Annotated in this window: 14 protein-coding genes; all 14 read right to left on the bottom strand. The window is 67.2% G+C overall.

All coding sequences use genetic code 11. The features are described 5' to 3' along the window. Positions 1 to 115 precede the first annotated feature (115 nt). Positions 116 to 1,018 carry an LPXTG cell wall anchor domain-containing protein gene (locus E3O54_RS12630; protein ID WP_134401717.1) on the bottom strand — a complete coding sequence of 301 codons (903 nt, stop codon included), beginning with the start codon at positions 1,016 to 1,018 and terminating at the stop codon, positions 116 to 118. Between the two features lie 29 nt (positions 1,019 to 1,047). Further along, positions 1,048 to 2,139 (bottom strand): hypothetical protein, encoded by a 1,092-nt coding sequence (locus tag E3O54_RS12635; RefSeq protein ID WP_134401718.1) that lies wholly within the window; start codon positions 2,137 to 2,139, stop codon positions 1,048 to 1,050. Positions 2,140 to 2,249: 110 nt separating this feature from the next. Beyond that, positions 2,250 to 4,916: a hypothetical protein gene (locus E3O54_RS12640; RefSeq protein WP_134401719.1), complete on the bottom strand. Its 2,667-nt coding sequence runs from the start codon at positions 4,914 to 4,916 to the stop codon at positions 2,250 to 2,252. Further along, the gene (pstS, locus tag E3O54_RS12645; protein ID WP_166805254.1) at positions 4,913 to 6,592 is read right to left on the bottom strand and encodes a phosphate ABC transporter substrate-binding protein PstS; all 1,680 of its coding nucleotides are present in this window, start codon (positions 6,590 to 6,592) and stop codon (positions 4,913 to 4,915) included. The genes E3O54_RS12640 and pstS overlap by 4 nt, the downstream gene beginning before the upstream one ends. Continuing rightward, positions 6,589 to 7,890, bottom strand: coding sequence for a phosphate ABC transporter permease PstA (gene pstA / locus E3O54_RS12650; protein WP_134401720.1), 1,302 nt, complete (start codon positions 7,888 to 7,890; stop codon positions 6,589 to 6,591). Before pstA ends, pstS begins: the two co-directional genes overlap by 4 nt. Continuing rightward, entirely contained in the window at positions 7,890 to 8,930 is a 1,041-nt protein-coding gene (gene pstC / locus E3O54_RS12655; protein WP_134401721.1) for a phosphate ABC transporter permease subunit PstC, read from the bottom strand. Before pstC ends, pstA begins: the two co-directional genes overlap by 1 nt. Positions 8,931 to 9,232: 302 nt before the next feature. Beyond that, positions 9,233 to 10,021, bottom strand: coding sequence for a lytic transglycosylase domain-containing protein (locus E3O54_RS12660; RefSeq protein ID WP_134401736.1), 789 nt, complete (start codon positions 10,019 to 10,021; stop codon positions 9,233 to 9,235). Between the two features lie 26 nt (positions 10,022 to 10,047). Continuing rightward, entirely contained in the window at positions 10,048 to 10,518 is a 471-nt protein-coding gene (locus E3O54_RS12665; RefSeq protein WP_134343497.1) for a hypothetical protein, read from the bottom strand. Between the two features lie 261 nt (positions 10,519 to 10,779). Further along, positions 10,780 to 11,439, bottom strand: a complete 660-nt coding sequence (locus tag E3O54_RS12670) for a methionine ABC transporter permease (RefSeq protein ID WP_104100811.1) — start codon at positions 11,437 to 11,439, stop codon at positions 10,780 to 10,782. Position 11,440: 1 nt separating this feature from the next. Continuing rightward, the gene (locus tag E3O54_RS12675; RefSeq protein WP_134374554.1) at positions 11,441 to 12,502 is read right to left on the bottom strand and encodes a methionine ABC transporter ATP-binding protein; all 1,062 of its coding nucleotides are present in this window, start codon (positions 12,500 to 12,502) and stop codon (positions 11,441 to 11,443) included. A 66-nt stretch (positions 12,503 to 12,568) separates the two neighbouring features. Then, complete coding sequence (locus E3O54_RS12680; protein WP_134343499.1) at positions 12,569 to 13,438, bottom strand: MetQ/NlpA family ABC transporter substrate-binding protein; 870 nt, start codon at positions 13,436 to 13,438, stop codon at positions 12,569 to 12,571. 195 nt (positions 13,439 to 13,633) lie between these two features. Continuing rightward, positions 13,634 to 15,439, bottom strand: coding sequence for an ABC-F family ATP-binding cassette domain-containing protein (locus E3O54_RS12685; RefSeq protein ID WP_134401722.1), 1,806 nt, complete (start codon positions 15,437 to 15,439; stop codon positions 13,634 to 13,636). A 165-nt stretch (positions 15,440 to 15,604) separates the two neighbouring features. After that, the gene (locus tag E3O54_RS12690) at positions 15,605 to 16,540 is read right to left on the bottom strand and encodes a 4-(cytidine 5'-diphospho)-2-C-methyl-D-erythritol kinase (RefSeq protein WP_134401723.1); all 936 of its coding nucleotides are present in this window, start codon (positions 16,538 to 16,540) and stop codon (positions 15,605 to 15,607) included. A gap of 52 nt (positions 16,541 to 16,592) precedes the next feature. Continuing rightward, positions 16,593 to 17,393 (bottom strand): 16S rRNA (adenine(1518)-N(6)/adenine(1519)-N(6))-dimethyltransferase RsmA, encoded by an 801-nt coding sequence (gene rsmA / locus E3O54_RS12695; RefSeq protein ID WP_233191393.1) that lies wholly within the window; start codon positions 17,391 to 17,393, stop codon positions 16,593 to 16,595. Positions 17,394 to 17,572 lie beyond the last annotated feature (179 nt).

Consider the following 17,572-nt stretch of genomic DNA (forward strand, 5'->3'; position numbering starts at 1 on the left):
CGCGATCTCGCCCGCGAGCACCAATGCATCGACTCAACAGACGCATAGACGCCGACGAACGTCCGAAGGCCACGGGACAACTCGTCCCGTGGCCTTCGGACGTACGGTGTGCTGCCTACTTGTCAGCGCGGCGGAAGCGACGCGCGATAATCACGCCGGCCCCGGCCGCGAGGGCGAGCATGCCCGAAGCCAGCAGCGGAAGGGTGTTGGCGGTTCCGGTCGACGCGAGCTCCTTGTCGGCCTTCGTCGCTGCGGCAACGCGCTCTGACGAGCCAGACGCCGGGTTGCCCGACGAGCCGGAGTTGAGGCCCGGCGTCACAGCAGGAACCGCAGCCGGCGTCGCGGTCGGCGTTGGCGTCACAGTCGGCGTCGGCGTCGCGGTCGGCGTCGAAGTCGCGGTCGGCGTCGAAGTCGCGGTCGGCGTCGGAGTCGGCGTCGGAGTCGGAGTCGGAGTCGGCGTCGGCGTCACCGGCACATCGGCCTGCGGCAGGAACGTGAAGGCGCCGGTGACCGGAACGACGCTGATCGTACGGTAGAAGGCGGCGGTCACTGTGACACCAGAGTTCATCGTGCACGCGAGGCCCAGGCTGTAGTTGCCGCCGGCGTTCCTGGCCGCAGTCTGGGAGTTATTGATGAGCGAGATCGGCGCGAGGGTCGGGTTGAGCACGTTGCGTGTCGCTCCGTTGAACGCGAGGGGCGCGTACGCCTTCCAGGTGAGGACGGTGTTTTCGGTTCCGGGGGTGGCCAGGAAGGCGAAGATATTCGTTGAGTTCGCCGGGCAGGTGAACTCGCCGTTGATGTCGCCCTGAGTGGAGGAGCCGAAGAGGTCCTCCTTCCAGCCCCAGACGTAGCCGTCCGACTTCTGGACGGCATCCGTGTCGTACATGTAAACGGGAGCGGCAGAACCATTCGTCTGCGTTGCGGCTGTCGCGGCAGTCGCCGCGGCCGTGGCTCCGGCGACCAGAGCGAGCGAAACGACGCCGGCGGCGACGAGACGCGACTTCTTGTTGATCTTCATTTATTTACAGTCCTGTTCTTGGGCGAAGGTCACTTGGAGATTCGAACGGCGGTGGTGGTCGAGGGTGCGAGAATGCCGAATTTTTTCTTCAACGAACCGGCTTTGGCGGCAAAAGTCGTCTGGGAGTTCGTCAGGCTGGCGCTTTTTGTCGGATCGAGCAGGTCGGCCAGAGTCGAGTCATATGCGGCATTCGTCGGGTCAACTCGTGCGTACTGCACAACGAGGTACGTGTCGCGTCCCCAACGAGAGTCGGCGTAGTAGGCGGCCACCGGGGCCATCGAGGTGCCGGTGCCTGTCACGGGGGTGGTGCCTGCGACCAGGGAGCCCAGGACCGTGGTGTCCTTCTTCTTGGGGAAGCTCGCACCAGTGTTCATGGCGACCCAGCGGGACACCGACATAGGCGCGACAGTGTTGATATTCAGGTCAGAGGCGTCGTGCTCCTGACCCACGGTGACACACGAACCCAGGGTCGAATCCGTGACGCCGATTTTGGACATGAAGTCCTTGCGCGTTCCGGAACCGGCCTGCGGGATGACCGGTGTGACCTTCACTCCGCCGAGGGTGGTGACGCTGCAGGTGTAAAGACTCGTCATGGTCGCGGTGTCGATGGTACCGATGCCGGCTGCCGTCGAAGCGCTGTCATACGCGTAAGCGATCGCGTCGCGACCGAAAGGCACCTGAATCAGGCTACCTGCCGGGTCGACCGTGCCTGATCCGGACGAACGGGCGATGTCGATCTGCCCCGTGATGACGACGCCCGCGGGCGCGCCGACGGTTCCGGACGTGTACGGGGCGCCGTCAATGGAACGGAGAAGGGCCGTGCGCCCGTCGCTTGAGCCATTCGGGCGACCGAAACGCACACCGGAGGACTTCGTCGTGATGAACGGGGTGCCGGTCGCGTCGAACGAGCCGATGCTGTTTCCGTTGGCTGTCGAACGAACCGACGCGCCCGAAAGGCCCGAACCGTTGGCCAGGGCGCTGACGACGTCCTCGAGGGTGTCGGAGCCGACGATGGAGTAGCTGTTCGAGACGGGCTCGGCGTTAGCCGGGCTGACGATGACAAGGCCGGAGATGGCCACGCCGACAGTTGCGCAGAGCGCAAGAGCCTTCTTGGTGTTCACTGGGGTGCCTTTCGTGGGTGATGCAGGAGACGGATCCGGATGGGTCCCTCTTGTCTCAGCGCTACGGTCCGAAGCGGGGAACCCGCGCGAAGCGTCACGTTGGGCGCGCATCAGGATCGTCTCCGAACGCGCGAAATAAAGGGGACGCCGCAGGCGGCGAGCAGGCCGGAGAGCAGCCCGGCCGGCACCGCCGCGCGTACCGGTCCCATGACCGGGTCCGCGGGCGTCGGTCTCGCCACCAAGGGGTCGACGACGGTGCCCGTCGCGGCCGGGTCGACCGCGGCGTCGGCCACCACCGGCGCGGCTTGAGCCTGGAACTCTGCCGGACCGTAGGTTGACGGGGTCGGCACATAGGCCGGCCTGTCGACCGCAGGGGCAGTCTCGGGCATGGCCATTGCGACGACCGGGCTGCCGCCCTGTTCGATTGCGGTCGCGGCGGCGAGCGCCTGGTCCACCCAGCTCTTCGGGAGCGGGGTGTAGCCGCGCGGCAGCTGCCCGATCTCCGTCCCAGGTACCTGGCCTGCCACCACCGCGTACCGGATCAGGTTGGCGTAGATGGCCCTCTGGGCGGCATCCGTTTGCAGCGGATTCAACGCGGCATAGACCGGCATCGTCATTGGGTACGCTGTGGCGGCAGCCTTGGCGCTTGGGTTCGCCGGGTCGTATTCGAGCACCTTGGGGTTTGTGCCGGTCGGCACCATGGCGGCGGAGGCCGCGAGCATGGACTCCGGCGATGGCGCCACGAACGAGCCCGCTGAGTTCTGCAATGACGCCGTCACCGTTTGGTAGCGAGCGGCCGCGGCCGCGGTGGTGACGCCAAGCACGCGCTGGTTGCCCACCAGGCTGCGCACGCTCTTGCCGAACTTCGGCGGGACGCTGGTGGGGTTCCAGTCGCCGAGCTCCTGCCCGTCGCCGCGCAGGGTGAGATACGCGCCGCTCTCGAAGTCGCTGGTGTAGGGGCGCCAAGTGACCAGGTTCACCGCCGTTGTTCCGGTGCCGGCAGCGGCCGCGGGCCGCTCCAGTGGATCAGCCTTCGGAAAATTCGTGCGGGGAATCGTCATGGCCGTCCCGGACGGGTTGACAGCGGCATTGGTGGACGACCAGGGGTTGACTTTCATTCCCCACGTGTCGGGCGTTCCGTTCAGGAATTCGACGGCGGCGGGGTCGGAAAGGACGTAACGCCACAGTTGCTGGGCCTCGTCGGATCTCCCGGAGGGAAGGAGCATGTCTCCCAGGGACGGCCCGGTCAGGTCCTGGTACTTCCATTCATCGTCGTTGACCGCCAGAAAATCGGGGTCGACCGTGAGGTTGCGCGCGTTCGCGCCAGGGTTCGCGGAGTCGGTGTAGCCGAAGAACTTGAGGGAGTCCGACGTGGCCGGCGCCCCGGAAGGCAGTGAGTCGAGATACGAATTAGTGAGGAGCTTGGCGACCAGGCGAGGCGTGAGGTTCAGTGACGTGAACGCCTCGGTATTCCTGGCCTTGTATTCCTGGGGAACTGCGCCCGCCGGTTTCACCCGGCGGTCGATGGAGAACGAAACCGCGACGCCGCTGAGGGCGATCGGTGCGTATGCGACGGGATCGACCCTGTCGGTTTGCAGGGGACGTGAGGTGAGAGCCAGCGGGCTGGGTGTCGTAAGGCTCGCCGCGGCAAGCGCGTCCTCCTCGTTGCCGATGCTGAGCGCGAAAGAGGAACCCGTCGCACCGGTGCACACTTTGGGTTGCCATGACCCGATCGCCGCGGCGACCAGTTCGCTTCCGGAAAGCTGCTTCTCGGTCGAGCCGATAGCGCAGCGCTGGCCAATGGGCTTGAAATCCAGCTTGACGGCCACGCTGTGCTTCCAGGAGCCCCACAGCAAGCCGGACTTGGTGATGTAGGACTCCCCCGCGTCGCTTTTTCCGCGCGGGATGACCACGAGCCAGCAGGATTTTCCGGAGACAGAGCCGTCCGCGGCGGTCACGGGTGTGCCACAGCCCAGTCCCGGGGACTGCATCGCGGTCTGCACCTCGAATTTGACGGAGCCGTCGCCACTGTCGCTCGATCCGGCCCAGGGCACCTCATTCGTCGTGTACTGGGTGTAATACTCGTTGGTGGCCAGGTCAACGCCGGAGATGCCGTCGGGCAATGTGACCCCAGTGTCGGACGGCGAACCGGTGGCCTTCTGCACGAGGCCCGTCAGGGGATCCACGACATAATGCGTGAGAACGTTGGCCGAGTCGGCGAACACCGACGAGATCGAACCGCCCGTGGATGCGCGGTAGGGAATCGCGGTGAACGCCGGAATGGTGAACCCGTTGGCGGGAGATGTGTACTGCGCGTCCTGCGGGGCCACCTGGTCCTGGCTGACCGCGGTGTCGCGGGTGGACGCGGCCTTGCCGGGGAAGCCGCCGTACTGGCAGGTCGTGCGATCCGGGCGGCTGGAATCCGTCGGGTCGTCTCCCCAGCACTGCGCGATCTGGAGGAAGTCCTGACCTCCCGAGCTGCCATCGGGCCGCTCGGACTTCGTGCCTCCGCTCCAGTTGACGACGATCCCCTGGGAAACAAGGTCCTCGGTCTGGGACACGGTGACCTTGAGGTCGGGGAAGGGGGCGGTGGCGACGTCCGGGTCGTAGCCCCTCGACGCGACCGTGACCGCGGTCGACGTGTCAGCGGATGCTGCAGAGGGAACCAGGGAGCCGAGCGCGGCGACACCCACGCCGACCACCAAACCGACGACGATTCCGCTGGCGCCGGCGCGGGCCAAGAGCGCGTTCTTCGGGGCGAACGTGACGCGCTTCACTTGGTTTCTGCCTTCGCGACACGCGGTTTGAACCGGTTGGCGAGCACCGGCGGCAGCACGGCGGCGGCCAGCAGGAGAAGCCCGGCGACGAGCATGATCGATTGCTGGGCGCCCCACCCGCCTTCCGCCAACGTGAACGGTGCGGCGATGGCCGTGCCGACCACGCCGGTTGCCGTGGCGCCGACCGTGGACACAAGGGCGCCGTTCTCGTCGTACACGGGCGAGGCCACCGCGCCTGATGCCGCATCCGTTCCGCCTTGCGCCACCGCACCTGTTCCCCCGGACCCTGCCGGCGAAGCCGTTCCCCCGGCAGTTGTCGCGGCGGCTGAGCCGGCCGCGCCACCACCCGATCCGCTACCGGACACGGCCGTGTCTGCCAGCGCCCCGGCCGTGCCGGTGGTGCACTGGTTTGCCCCCATCTTGTCGCAGGCGGCCGGCTGGAGAGCCGTGGTGGCCAGCAGGTTGCTTGACGGGGAGTCACCTGGTTTGAATGTCGGGTTGTTGCATTTGTTGATGTCGACGCCGCTGGCATCGGCGCCTGGCACTCGCTTGATCTGGTCGAAGCCGGCCAGCACAAGGTTCATCGGCAGAGGCGAGTAGCCCAGGGCTTCGGCCTGCTGCTGCCCCTCGCAGAGCATGTAATGTGCGAAGGTACCGAGGGTCAGGCCCTTTTTGGCGGTGAAGACGCCGCCGACTTCGGTCGGCACGATCATGTAGGAGTAGCTCGCGAGTGGGTAGGTGCGGGGGTCCGCGTTGTTGTACACGCCGTCCAGGATCTGGGTGAGGTAGGTAGGCCCGGGTGTGGTGTTGATGGATGCCTTCAGCAGTGCGACGGCCACGGAATTGGCCGTGGGTTCCGTGTAGTAACCCGCGGCGTTGAGCACCTTGGCGACGGGGAAACCGGAGTTCTTGGCGTAGGAGTACTCCACGTAGGTGATCGCACCCTCGCCGTAGTCCTGGCTCACGTAGCCGGCGACGCCTGAGGATCCGCTTTGCGCCTTGGCGTTGCCGTAGGTGGGGAACTGCGAGGTGAGGCCGCAGGGGGCCGACCGGCCGACCTTCGTGCAGAAGGAATTCCAGAGGGCCGGGTGCTGCTTGGACATCCAGAGTGTGAATTGCGCCGTGGAGCCGGAGCCGTCCGAGCGAACGACGGGCACGATACCCTTGTCGGGCATGGCCAGCCCGGGGTTGTCGGTCGCGATGGCAGGGTCGTTCCACTTCGTGATGGCGCCGGTGAAGATCTTGGTGATGACCTCTCCGCTGAGCCGAAGGTTTGTGACTCGCTTGCCGCCGATTTTCAGGTTGTACATGAAGGACGTGCCACCAGCCACGATGGGCATGTAGGCGTAACCGCGGGCAGGCACCTCGGGGGCCGAACCGTCCTCCGGGGCGGTCTGGAACGGGATCTCGCTGACGGCGAAGTCCACGTTGCCCGCGACGAAGTCACGGCGCCCGGCCGATGAGCCGACTCCGGAGTAGTTCACCGTCATCGCGTAGTTATTGGCAACATTCTTGCGCCACTGGTCCAGGGCGTTCTGCGACCAGGTCGAGCCGGTACCGGTGATTTGGTCGTAACTCACTGCCTGGGCAGCTGGCGCCGTGAAAACGCTCAGCAGCACAACGACGAGCGCGAATAAGGCTCGGACTGTGCGAATCTGTCGGGTTTGCGGCGTCACGAGGACGTCTCCTTCGTGGTGAGGTCGGTAGGTGAACTGGTCGGCCGGAGCATTGAATTGGTTCCGGTGATCCCCGGACCGAGGTCACCCCGTACGCTCATCCGTTGCAGGTCCCGCTCCGATGCGGCGTCGACGCGCAGTTGCCGCCGACGGGACAACTGGCCGGGACCGGTGCCGCCAATGAGTCGAGCAATGGCGAAGAGGGTGAGCACCAGGAGGATCAGGACGGCGGCCGTGCCGAAACCTCGGGCGATCATGGTGGGCTCAGGAGACTTGACGAAGTCGAAGACCTGCAGCGGGAGGGAGATCATCGGGCCGGCGAAGGGGTTCAGGTTGGTCACCGCGGTGACACCCGAGGTGAGCAACACTGGGCTGGTCTCGCCGATGCCGCGGGCTGTGCCCAGGATCACGGCCGTTGCCAGTCCGGGCCGGGCGGTCGGCAGCACGACATACCAGATGGTGGCCCAGCGGGTGGAACCGAGGGCATAGGCGGCCTCCCGCAGGTTTCCGGCGACCAGGCGAAGCACGATATCCGAGGCCCGGATGACGATCGGGAGCATCATGACGGTGATCGCCATGGCCGCGGCGAAGCCCGACCGCTGGTGCGTGATCAGCACGATGATCGCCGAGTAGACGAACAGGCCGGCCACGATGGACGGCAGCGCGGTCATCGCATCCGAAATGGTGCGCACGAACCTCGCGAATCGGCCACCGACCTCGTTCAGGAACAGGGCGGTCGTGATGCCGAGCGGAATCGTGACCGCCAGCGCCATCGAAATCTGCATGAGCGTGCCCAGGATCGCGTGCACGATACCGCCCAGGTCGAGGCCGTCGAGGGGTCCGGCCAATTCCATGCTCTGGGTGAAGAAGTTCAGATGAGGCAGGGCTTCCCGCCCGCGTATCAGAGTGAACGCCACGACGAAGACCAGGGCGCCGAAGAGCACCACACCGGCGCTTGATAGCAGCACCGCCATCACGCGGTCCTTGACCTCCTGCGCGTCGCTCGTGAAGCTTACGAGCAGGGCGTAGAAGCCAAGGAACGCCAGATACGCCACGAGCGCCCAGCCCACGCCGCCGGAAAGCGGAGTGATCCAGCCGAAGAGGAGCACCGCGACGGCGATTCCGGCTGCGGCGGCACCGAGAACGTTGAACCGGTCGTCGAGCCGGGCGCCGCGCACCCGGCGTCGCGGTCCGATCGGGGTGCCGTCGTAGGCCGGGATCGTCGTGGTGTGGGTGTCGTTCGTCGTGCAGGTGCTGGTCGCGGCGTGCGTGATGTTGGGTGCGTGCGTGATCGTCATCAGTCGCTCTCCGCCCCGGATCGAGACCGTGCCACGATCGACGAGGCCGTGAAGTTGATCACGAGGGTGATCAGGAACAGTACGAGTCCGGCTGCCATCAGCGCGGAGAGGCCGAATGAGCTGGATTCGCCGTAGCGGAGGGCGATGAGCGCGGAGACGGAGTTGGTGCCGGTCTTCAGCACCTCCCAGTTGATCGTGAAGATCGGCGAAATGATCATGTAGACGGCGATGGTCTCACCGAGAGCACGGCCGAGGCCGAGCATGGTGCCGCCGATGATGCCGCCACGACCGAAGGGCAGCACGACCGCACGGATCATGCCCCAGCGCGTCGACCCGAGCGCGAAGGCGGCCTCGCGCTCGCCGATCGGCGCCTGGGAGAAGGCCTCGCGCATGACCGACGTCTGGGTCGGGACCACCATGAGGCCGACGACAATGCCGGCGATGAACGCCGAGGAGGTGAACGCGCTGGCCTCGGTGAGCGCTTGCCCACTGGCGTCCGCCACCCGGAACAGCGGGATCCAGCCGAAGTAGCTGGAGATCCAGGTGGCGACCGGGATCACGTTGGTCTGCAGGAAGAAGACGCCCCAGAGGCCGAAGACCACGCTCGGCACGGCGGCCATCAGGTCGACGAGCGTGACGAGCGTGGAGCGCATCCGGCCCTGGGCGACCTCGGAGATGAGCAGGGCCGTGCCGAGGGCGAGCGGCACGGCGACGCACATCGCGATCACCGCGATCGTGATGGTGCCGAACAAGACGGATGCGATGCCGAATTTCTGCGACTCCGGCGACCAGTCCTGCTCGACCAGAAAGCTGAACCCGGCGTTGCCGAGGGCCTCCGAGGCACGCAACGCCAGGAACACGCCCACGGCGAGCATGATCGCCACGGTGATGCAGCCGGCGAAGAAGGCCACCGAACGGAACACCGAGTCCGAGACCGAGGGACGCGCTGTCAGTAAGCGGCGCGGGGACGAGTCCGGGTTCGCCGGGTCGACCGTTGGCGGCTCGATCGCAGGCGCGTCGAAGAGGGTCGAAAACGACATGGGTGTCCTTGCACATTCGGGTGTGGGGAGCGGAACGAACGCGGAGGTAGCACGTCCGAGACACATGTTTGGGGCGCTTGGTTAACACTGAGCGTCGATTTGTCCAGCTAGAGGTGGACGCGTAGTGGAGAGTTGAGCGCGCGGGATTGCACCCGGTGCAGGACCGGGGGCCCCGAAGAGGGCGCCCGCACGTGGGCGCGCATCACGGCGGCAGCCGAGTCACGGGAGAACGGCGGCCGCGCGGTGAGCGCGAAGTGGCGTGCGCCACCGAGCGGTTTAGCTCGCTACGTTTATATACGGCGTCACCGCGCGCCCGCCACCGCGGCGTAGGTATTCGCGGTCGCGGCAACGGTGTTCACATAGGATTCGACGTGGTTGTACGCGAACACGGCGGCGCGCCAGCGATCGGGCCGGGACAGCTCGCCGTAGTGGCAGAGGTAGCGGCCGGCGGCGAGGGCGGCATCGTCGATTTGTTGCGGGTCGTCGACGCCGTCCCCGTTGCCGTCGGCGCCCCATCGCTGCCAGGTTGCCGGAATGAATTGCAGGGGCCCGACCGCGCGGTCCCATTCGGTGCTGCCGTCCCAGACTCCGCGATCGGTGTCGCTCATCGCGGCGAAAGCGCTGCCATCGAGTGCGGGGCCGAAGATGCCCGGGCGGGCGGCGCCATCCGCTCCGAGTGCCGAACCGTCGTGGCTGCCGTGACCGGATTCGACGTTGCCGAGGGCGGCCAGGGTACTCCAACCGAGGTGGCAGCCCGGTTGTTCGGCCGCCAGGGCCAGGGACGCCCCTGCACAGCCGAGCAGGGCGCGCACTGGGATGCCGGCCGCTTGGGCGACGCGGGTGGCCCAGGCAGGGTCGGCGAGCGCCGCATTGCCATCAATCGGAGGCGTAACCGTCGGCAGGGCAAGCGTGGCGGGCGCTGGTTCGGCCGCGGGCAGCGATCGGGCAACCTCTGGCGGCACGGTGGTGATGACCGCCGACGCGGCCGGTGCGAGACTCGCCCGCACGCCCTCGGGTGCCTGGAAACCGGGTACCAGCCAGCCGAAGACCAGCCAGCCGACCACGGAGAGGCCGGCAACCGTGGCGATCATGGGGGTTCCGCGGTGCTTGCGCACGGTCACCAGGACAGGGCCCGTTCCTCGTCGGAGAGTACCCGGTTGCCGCGCTGCCCGGCCTCCGTGGCATGACGGGCGTCCGCACCGACGAGCGCGCTGTGGAAAGCCTCAATGGTTCCAGCCGAGGCCTCGCGGCTGGTCGACGCCGCGCCATACCAGCGCCCTGCAGTCATCACGACTACATCACCGACGCTGATCACCCACCCGTGTGTGCCGGCCTTGGGACCCGTGACAACCGTGGCGACCATCGAATCGCACTGGCCCTTGAGTTCGAGGACGTGGGCTCGCGCGCTGGAGAACGTTGCGTAGACGGAGGAGCTACGGCCGAGCTCGCGCCGGTTCGAGGCGAGCAGTCGCCAGATACCGGAGTGCCGCGGCGCTCCCGTGAGCAAGGGACCGGCGCGGTGCCCGTCACGCACGGCGACCGCCCTAACGGGAGTGCCGACATTCTGCACGCTCTCACGGAAAGCCACCCATCCATGCAATCGGGGGTCGGCGGCGGATTCAAACGCCGAGAAGACGATGCTCGGGCTCGGCGACAAGATGACTCCCTGGGCAAGGATGATGCAGCGAAGGGGCCACTGTGACGTGTAAGCGGCTCGAATAGGCCGACCCCGCGTGTACTGTCCAGCCCACGAATGTCCGGTCCGGGAGCATCACCTGAACCGGAGGTGAACGAGGGATGTCCGGCGCTGAAAGAACGCGCGAAAGATGTCCCGCACTCGGGGGTCGTCTTACCGGCGGAATGCCTTCCGGGCCAGCCAGTTTCCGAGGAACTGCACCAGCTGCACAAGCACAATGATCAGCAGCACGGCCGCCCAGGTCACCACGGGATTGAACTGGCGGTAACCGTAGAGCAGCGCGAAGTTTCCGAGGCCGCCGCCGCCGACGTAGCCGGCTACCGCCGACATGTCCACGAGCGCCACGAAGATGAAGGTGTAGCCGAGGATGAGCGGGCCGAGCGCCTCGGGCAGCAGCACCGTGAAGATGATCCGGATCGGCCCGGCCCCCACGCTGCGGGCCGCCTCGATCACACCGGGCGTCACCGTGAGGAGGTTCTGCTCCACGATGCGCCCCATGGCGAAGGATGCCGCGAGCGAGATCGTGAAGATAATCGCCGCGTTGCCGATGCCGGTTCCCACCACGGTCCGGGCCAGCGGCTGGGCGGCGGCCAGGAAGATGATGAACGGGATCGGCCGCACGATGTTCACCAACAGGTTCAACACCACGAAGACCCCACGGTTCTCGAGGATGCTGCCGGCGCGGGTCAGATACAGGCCGAGGCCCACGAGCAGGCCGCCGATCCCGCCGAAGAAGAGCGTGAGGCCGACGATGTAGAGGGTCTCCCCCGCGGCGATCCAGAGTTCGGGCAACAGGTCGATCAGGCTGTCCATCTCAGCGCACCTCGGTCACGGTCGTGAGGGTTCGCACCCGGTCGAGCGCGGCGTCGATGGCGGCGTCGGCCGCGGCATCCGTCGCCCCCGGCGTGGCCAGTGCCAGCGTCAGGTGTCCGAACGACCGGCCCTGGATCTCGTTGATGCCGCCGTAGACGACCTCGAAGGTGACGCCGGCGGAGACGAACTCGCCGAACACGCGGGCCTGATCGACGCTGCTGTCGCGGAACGCCAGCGTGACGAGGCGGCCCGGGTGACGCCGCCGCAGCACGGCGAGTTCCGACGAAGAAGGGAGACCCTTGACGACAGTCGAGACGAACCGGGCGGAGGCCGCCTGCTGCGGGTTCGAGAACACGTCGAACACGTCGCCGCGCTCGATCACCCGGCCCTGGTCCATCACGGCGACCTTCGTCGCCAGGGTCTGGATGACATCCATCTCGTGCGTGATCACGATAATGGTGACCCCGAATTCCTTATTCACCCGCCCGAGCAGGTCCAGAACCTCGGAGGTGGTCTCCGGGTCGAGGGCGCTGGTGGCCTCGTCGGCGAGCAGGATGCCCGGCTGGCTGGCTAAGGCCCGTGCGATGCCCACGCGCTGCTTCTGACCGCCGGAGAGCTGGTCGGGATAGGCGCCCGCCTTGTCGCCGAGCCCGACGAAGTCGAGCATCTCGGCGACCCGGGCCCGGCGCGTCTCCTTCGATTGTCCGGCCACCTCGAGCGGGTAGGCGACGTTCGCCGCGACGGAGCGTGACCCCAGAAGGTTGAACTGCTGGAAGATCATCCCGATGCCCAGCCGCACCGGGCGCAGCTCCCGCTCGGGCAGGCGGGCGATGTCGGTGCCGTTGATCAGGATCTCGCCCGACGTCGACCGTTCGAGAGCGTTCACAAGCCGCACCAGGGTGCTCTTGCCTGCCCCCGAATAACCGATGATGCCGTAGACGTCCCCGGCGTCGATCGTGAGGCTGACCTTGTCGATGGCGACGACCTCGGCCCCGCCCCGGGTCGTGGGCAGGTACACCTTGCTCACGTCACGCAGTTCGACAACGGAGGTGGGGGCAGGCATGGGACGTCCTTACTGACTGGCGTGGCGCCGGACTGTGCGGCTGTGCTGGGCTGAGGTCGGGCGGCGCTACCTCTGGGCTATGGTGTCCTTCTCGACCGTGGCGAGGGAGGCCTCGAGGTCGGCGACCGGGGTCTTGACCATCACCGCGGAACCGGCGGACACGTCGATCACGCCATCCTGAACGGCCTTCGTGGTCTGGTAGATTTCGACCAGCTTCTGGTAGGTGGCGTTGTCCTTGTCCTTTGCGCGGGCCGCGAAAACGTTCACGTACGGGAGCGCGTTGGGGTCGGCGGGGTCGTCCTGGGCGAGGGCATCCTCAACCTTCAAACCGGCCTTCTCGACGAAGTCGTTGTTGATGATCGCGGCGGCGACGTCGGGAAGCGACGTGGCGGTGAGCGAGGCCTCGAGCGCAGTCACGGTGACCTTGGACTTTTTCTTATCGATATCGTCGAGGGTCGAGTAGATGCTGCCACCGTCGGAGAGCGTAATCAGCTTCGCCGACTGCAGTACGAGCAACGCGCGAGCCAGGTTGCTGGCATCGTTCGGCACAGCGACGGTGTCGCCCTTCTTGATTTTGCTGACGTCGTCATACTGGGTCGAGTACAGGGCGAGCGGGTAGATCGCGGTGGCGCCGACCGGCGCGAGGTCTTCTTTGCTGGCCACGTTGTACTCGGCGAGGTAGACGATGTGCTGGAACTGGTTCAGGTCGAGCTCGCCGGCAGACAGGGCCGGGTTCGGCTGCCCGAACTCGGTGAAGTCGACGATGTCGACGGTGATGCCGGCATCCGCCGCGGCTTCCTCGTAGACGGCCCAGTATGGGTCGCTGGCGCCGACGACGCCGATCTTCACGGTCTCGTCGGCGGCCGCACCGGAGCAACCGGCGAGCAGGGCGACGAGCGGTACGACCGCGAGAGCGGCGAGCAGTTTCTTATTCACGATGGGGTTCCCCTTGTTGGCTTCGGTGCCGTCTGGACGGCGGTGGGTGCCGGCGCGATTTCGGGCACAGAGGGACCACGGGACAAAGAGGGGTGGGAGTCTGTGCCGCTGCGTCGCGAGGCACGTTCCAAGGCTAACGGGAGATGCTGCGCCGCGTGCGCGCCAACGTCACACGCGGTCACAGCATCTGCGACTTCAGCCCTCGATCAACTCAGAGAGTTCGATCCAGCGGGTTTCGAAGCCGGCGATGGCGGACTCGAGCGTCTGCAGTTCGGTGCTGAGCAGGCCGAGGCCGTCGAAGTCGGACTGGTCGTGCACGGCGAGGCTCTCGTGCAGGGCCGCGATCCGCGCGTTCTGCTTGGCGACCTTGCGATCGATGGAGGCGAGTTCCTTCTGCGCGTTGCGGAGGTCGGCGCCACCGATGGCGAGCTTGCGCGCCGCCTTCCCGCCGGAGGTGTTCGCCGCGTTCGCCTCGGCGGGCTTGTCAATGCCGCTCGTCTGCTTCTTGCGCATCTCGAGGTACTGGTCCACACCGCCGGGAAGGTGGCGGAAGCCGCCCTCGGTGACCGCGTACTGGTTGTCGGTGACGCGCTCGATCAGGTACCGGTCGTGCGAGACCACGAGGAGGGTGCCGGGAAAGGAGTCGAGCAGGTCTTCCATGGCCGCGAGCATGTCGGTGTCCAGGTCGTTGGTGGGCTCGTCGAGGATCAGCACATTGGGCTCGTCGAGCACGATCAGCAGCAGCTGCAGGCGGCGCTTCTGGCCACCGGACAGATCCTTGACCTGGGTGGTCAGCTGGGCGCTCATGAAACCCATGCGCTCGAGCATCTGGCCCGGCGTGATTTCCTTGCCGCCGGCCATGTACGACGTCTTCTGACGGCCGATGACCTCGCTGACGCGGTCGTTCTGGATGTCGTCGAGTTCGAACAGCTGCTGGGTGAGCACGGCGACCTTGATGGTCTTGCCGCGCTTGACGGTGCCCGTGGTGGGCAGAAGTGTGCCGGCCACCAGGTTCAGGAGCGTGCTTTTGCCGGCGCCGTTGACGCCCATGATGCCGGTGCGCTCGCCCGGTGCGATGCGCCAGGTGATGTCGTTCAGCACGGTCTTCTCGCCGAACTTCACGCCGATGTCGATCAGGTCGACGACATCCTTGCCCAGGCGCTGCATGGCCATCGACTGCATCGACACGGTGTCTCGGGGCGGCGGCTCGTTCTCGATCAGCTCGTTCGCGGCGTCGATGCGGAACTTGGGCTTCGCGGTGCGGGCGGGGGCTCCGCGCCGCAGCCAGGCCAGTTCCTTCTTCATCAGGTTCTGGCGCTTGGATTCGGAGGCCGCGCTCATCCGGTCGCGTTCGACGCGCTGCAGGATGTAGGCGGCGTAGCCACCCTCGAACGGTTCGATCAGGCGGTCGTGCACCTCCCAGGTCATGTTGCAGACCTCGTCGAGGAACCACCGGTCGTGGGTGACGACCACCAGGCCGCCGGAGTTCGTGGCCCAGCGGGTCTTCAGGTGACCGGCGAGCCAGGAGATGCCCTCCACGTCGAGGTGGTTGGTGGGCTCGTCGAGGAAGATGACGTCGTGGTCACCGATCAGCACGGAGGCCAGAGCCACCCGGCGACGCTGGCCACCGGAGAGGTCGTCGACAAGGGCGTCCCAGGGGATGTCCCGCACGAGTCCCGCAATCACGTCGCGCACCTTGGCGTCGCCCGCCCAGACGTGCTCGTCGATGCCGCCGACGATGGTGTGGCCCACGGTCTGGCCCGAAGCGAGGTCGTCGGACTGGTCAAGCATGCCGATGGTGACGCCGCGCCGGCGCGTGACGCGGCCCGCGTCGGGTTCCATCCGGCCGGCGAGCAGGCGCATCAGGGTGGACTTGCCGTCGCCGTTGCGGCCGACGACGCCGATCCGGTCGCCTTCGTTGAGACCGGCGGTGACGCTGTCAAAAATAACGCGGGTGGGAAATTCAAGGTGCAGGGACTCGGCCCCGAGCAAATGTGCCATAGCTTTCGAGTTTAGCTGGCGCGGCTGAGAGGCCCGCGCGCCCCGGTTTCGCACCCGGTGGCCTGACTGTTGCCGAATCGGACATCTGTTGCCGAATCGGACATCTGTTGCCGGCACACCGGCAACAGATGTCCGACCGGGCCACAGTTGCGGCAAAACGGGGGGCTAGTCGTGGATGATCCGGGCCCCGTGCACCGGCCCAGTGGCGCGCACCACGCGCAGCCGGGACGCGCTCAGGGCGACCTGCAGTTCGAGGGCGCTGTCGGCATCCGCGACCAGGAAGGCCACGGTCGGGCCGGAGCCGGAGAGCAGGCCGGCCAGGGCGCCGTTCGCCTCGCCCAACTCGAGCACCTTGCCCAGGCCGGGGGCCAGGTGCAGCGCGGGAGCCTGCAGGTCGTTGTGCAGCGCCTCGGCCAGCATCCGCGGGTCGCCGGCCCGAAGCGCCTGCAGCACGTTGGTGTCGACGGAGGGCTGGATCTGGGCTGGAAAGATGTCCTGGGCGTGGCGTTCGCGGTGGCGGTCGAGCTCGTTGTAGACGCCGGGGGTCGAGAGGCCGAAGTCGGCGAGGGCGAGCACCCAGTGGAACTGCCCCTTGGCCAGGGCTGGGCTGAGCTGGTCGCCGCGCCCGGTGCCGATGGCGGTACCGCCGGTGAAGGCGAACGGGACGTCAGCGCCGAGGGTCGCGGCGATCTCGATGAGGTCGTCGCGGGTGGCGTCGGTTCCCCACAGGGTGTCGCAAGCGAGGAGGGTGGCCGCGGCATCCGCCGACCCGCCACCCATGCCGCCGGCGATGGGCACGTTCTTCTCGATCGAGAGGCGCACTCCCCCGCGATAGCCGGCCTTGCGGGCCAGGTCGCGCGCGGCCTTGATGGCGAGGTTGCTGCCGTCGACGGCGAGACCCGAGGCATCTATGGGGCCGGTGAACACGACCGAGAAGTCGTCGGCCGGCCAAGCGCGCACGTCTTCGAACAGTGACACGGCCTGGTAGGCGGTGGCCACCTCGTGGTATCCGTCTTCGAGGACCGCACCGACCTTGAGGCAAACGTTGATCTTGCCGGGCGCCCGCGCATGCACCACGGGGGAAGGGGCCGGGTTGGTCATGTGACTAACCTAGCCCAGCCGCACACTCGCGACTGCCCCGCGGCGGCACGCGTCAGTGTGCGGCGAGCTGGGCGCGGGCGATCGCCAGGAAGTCCTCGACCGTGAGCTGCTCGCCGCGCTCGGTAGGGTCGATTCCGGCGTGCGTCATGATCTCGGTGGCACTCGATGGGTCACCGAGAACGGAGGACAACGACTGGCGCAGCATTTTGCGGCGCTGCTGGAACGCGGCATCGACGAGGGCGAAGGTGGCGCGGCGCAATTCCTCGGATTCGAGCGGCCGGGCGCGTCGTTCGAAGGCGATCAGGATCGAATCGACGCCGGGAACCGGCCAGAACACCTGGCGGCTGACCTTGCCGGCGGTGCGGAATGCCCCGTACCAGGCGGCCTTGACGCTCGGGCTGCCGTAGACCTTGCTACCGGATGGCGCCGCGAGGCGCTCCCCCACTTCGGCCTGCACCATGACCACTCCGGCCCGGATGGAGGCAAAGTGCTCCAGCAGGTAGAGCAGCACCGGCACCGACACGTTATACGGCAGGTTCGCCACGAGGCGGCTCGGGTCGCCGGGCAGTTCCATGATCTTGAGCGCGTCGTTGCGGATGACGGTGAGCGGCGCGCCGGGATGCATCAGCTCGACCGTCAGCGGCAGCTGCTCGGCGAGCCGGTCATCGATCTCCACGGCCACGACGGTCGCGCCGGTCTCGAGCAGCCCCAGCGTGAGGGATCCCAGCCCGGGGCCCACCTCCAGCACAGTGTCGCCGGGTGAGACGGTTGCGACCCTGACGATGCGGCGCACGGTGTTGCCGTCGATGACGAAGTTCTGGCCGAGCTTCTTGGTGGGGTTGACGCCCAGCATCTCGGCCAGGTCGCGGATCTCGGCGGGGCCGAGGAGGGACCGTGCGCCGGGAGCGGCGGCTGGAGCAGCAGCGGGTGCTGCAGCGGGATCCGCGGGCTCGGCATCCGTTTCGAGAGCGGATGCCGGCTCCGGCACGGCGGCCGGCGCGGCATGCCGGCCGCCGGTGACTTCGTCGCTGA

It is taken from the genome of Cryobacterium sp. TMT2-4 (assembly GCF_004402575.1).
GTDB lineage: Bacteria > Actinomycetota > Actinomycetes > Actinomycetales > Microbacteriaceae > Cryobacterium > Cryobacterium sandaracinum.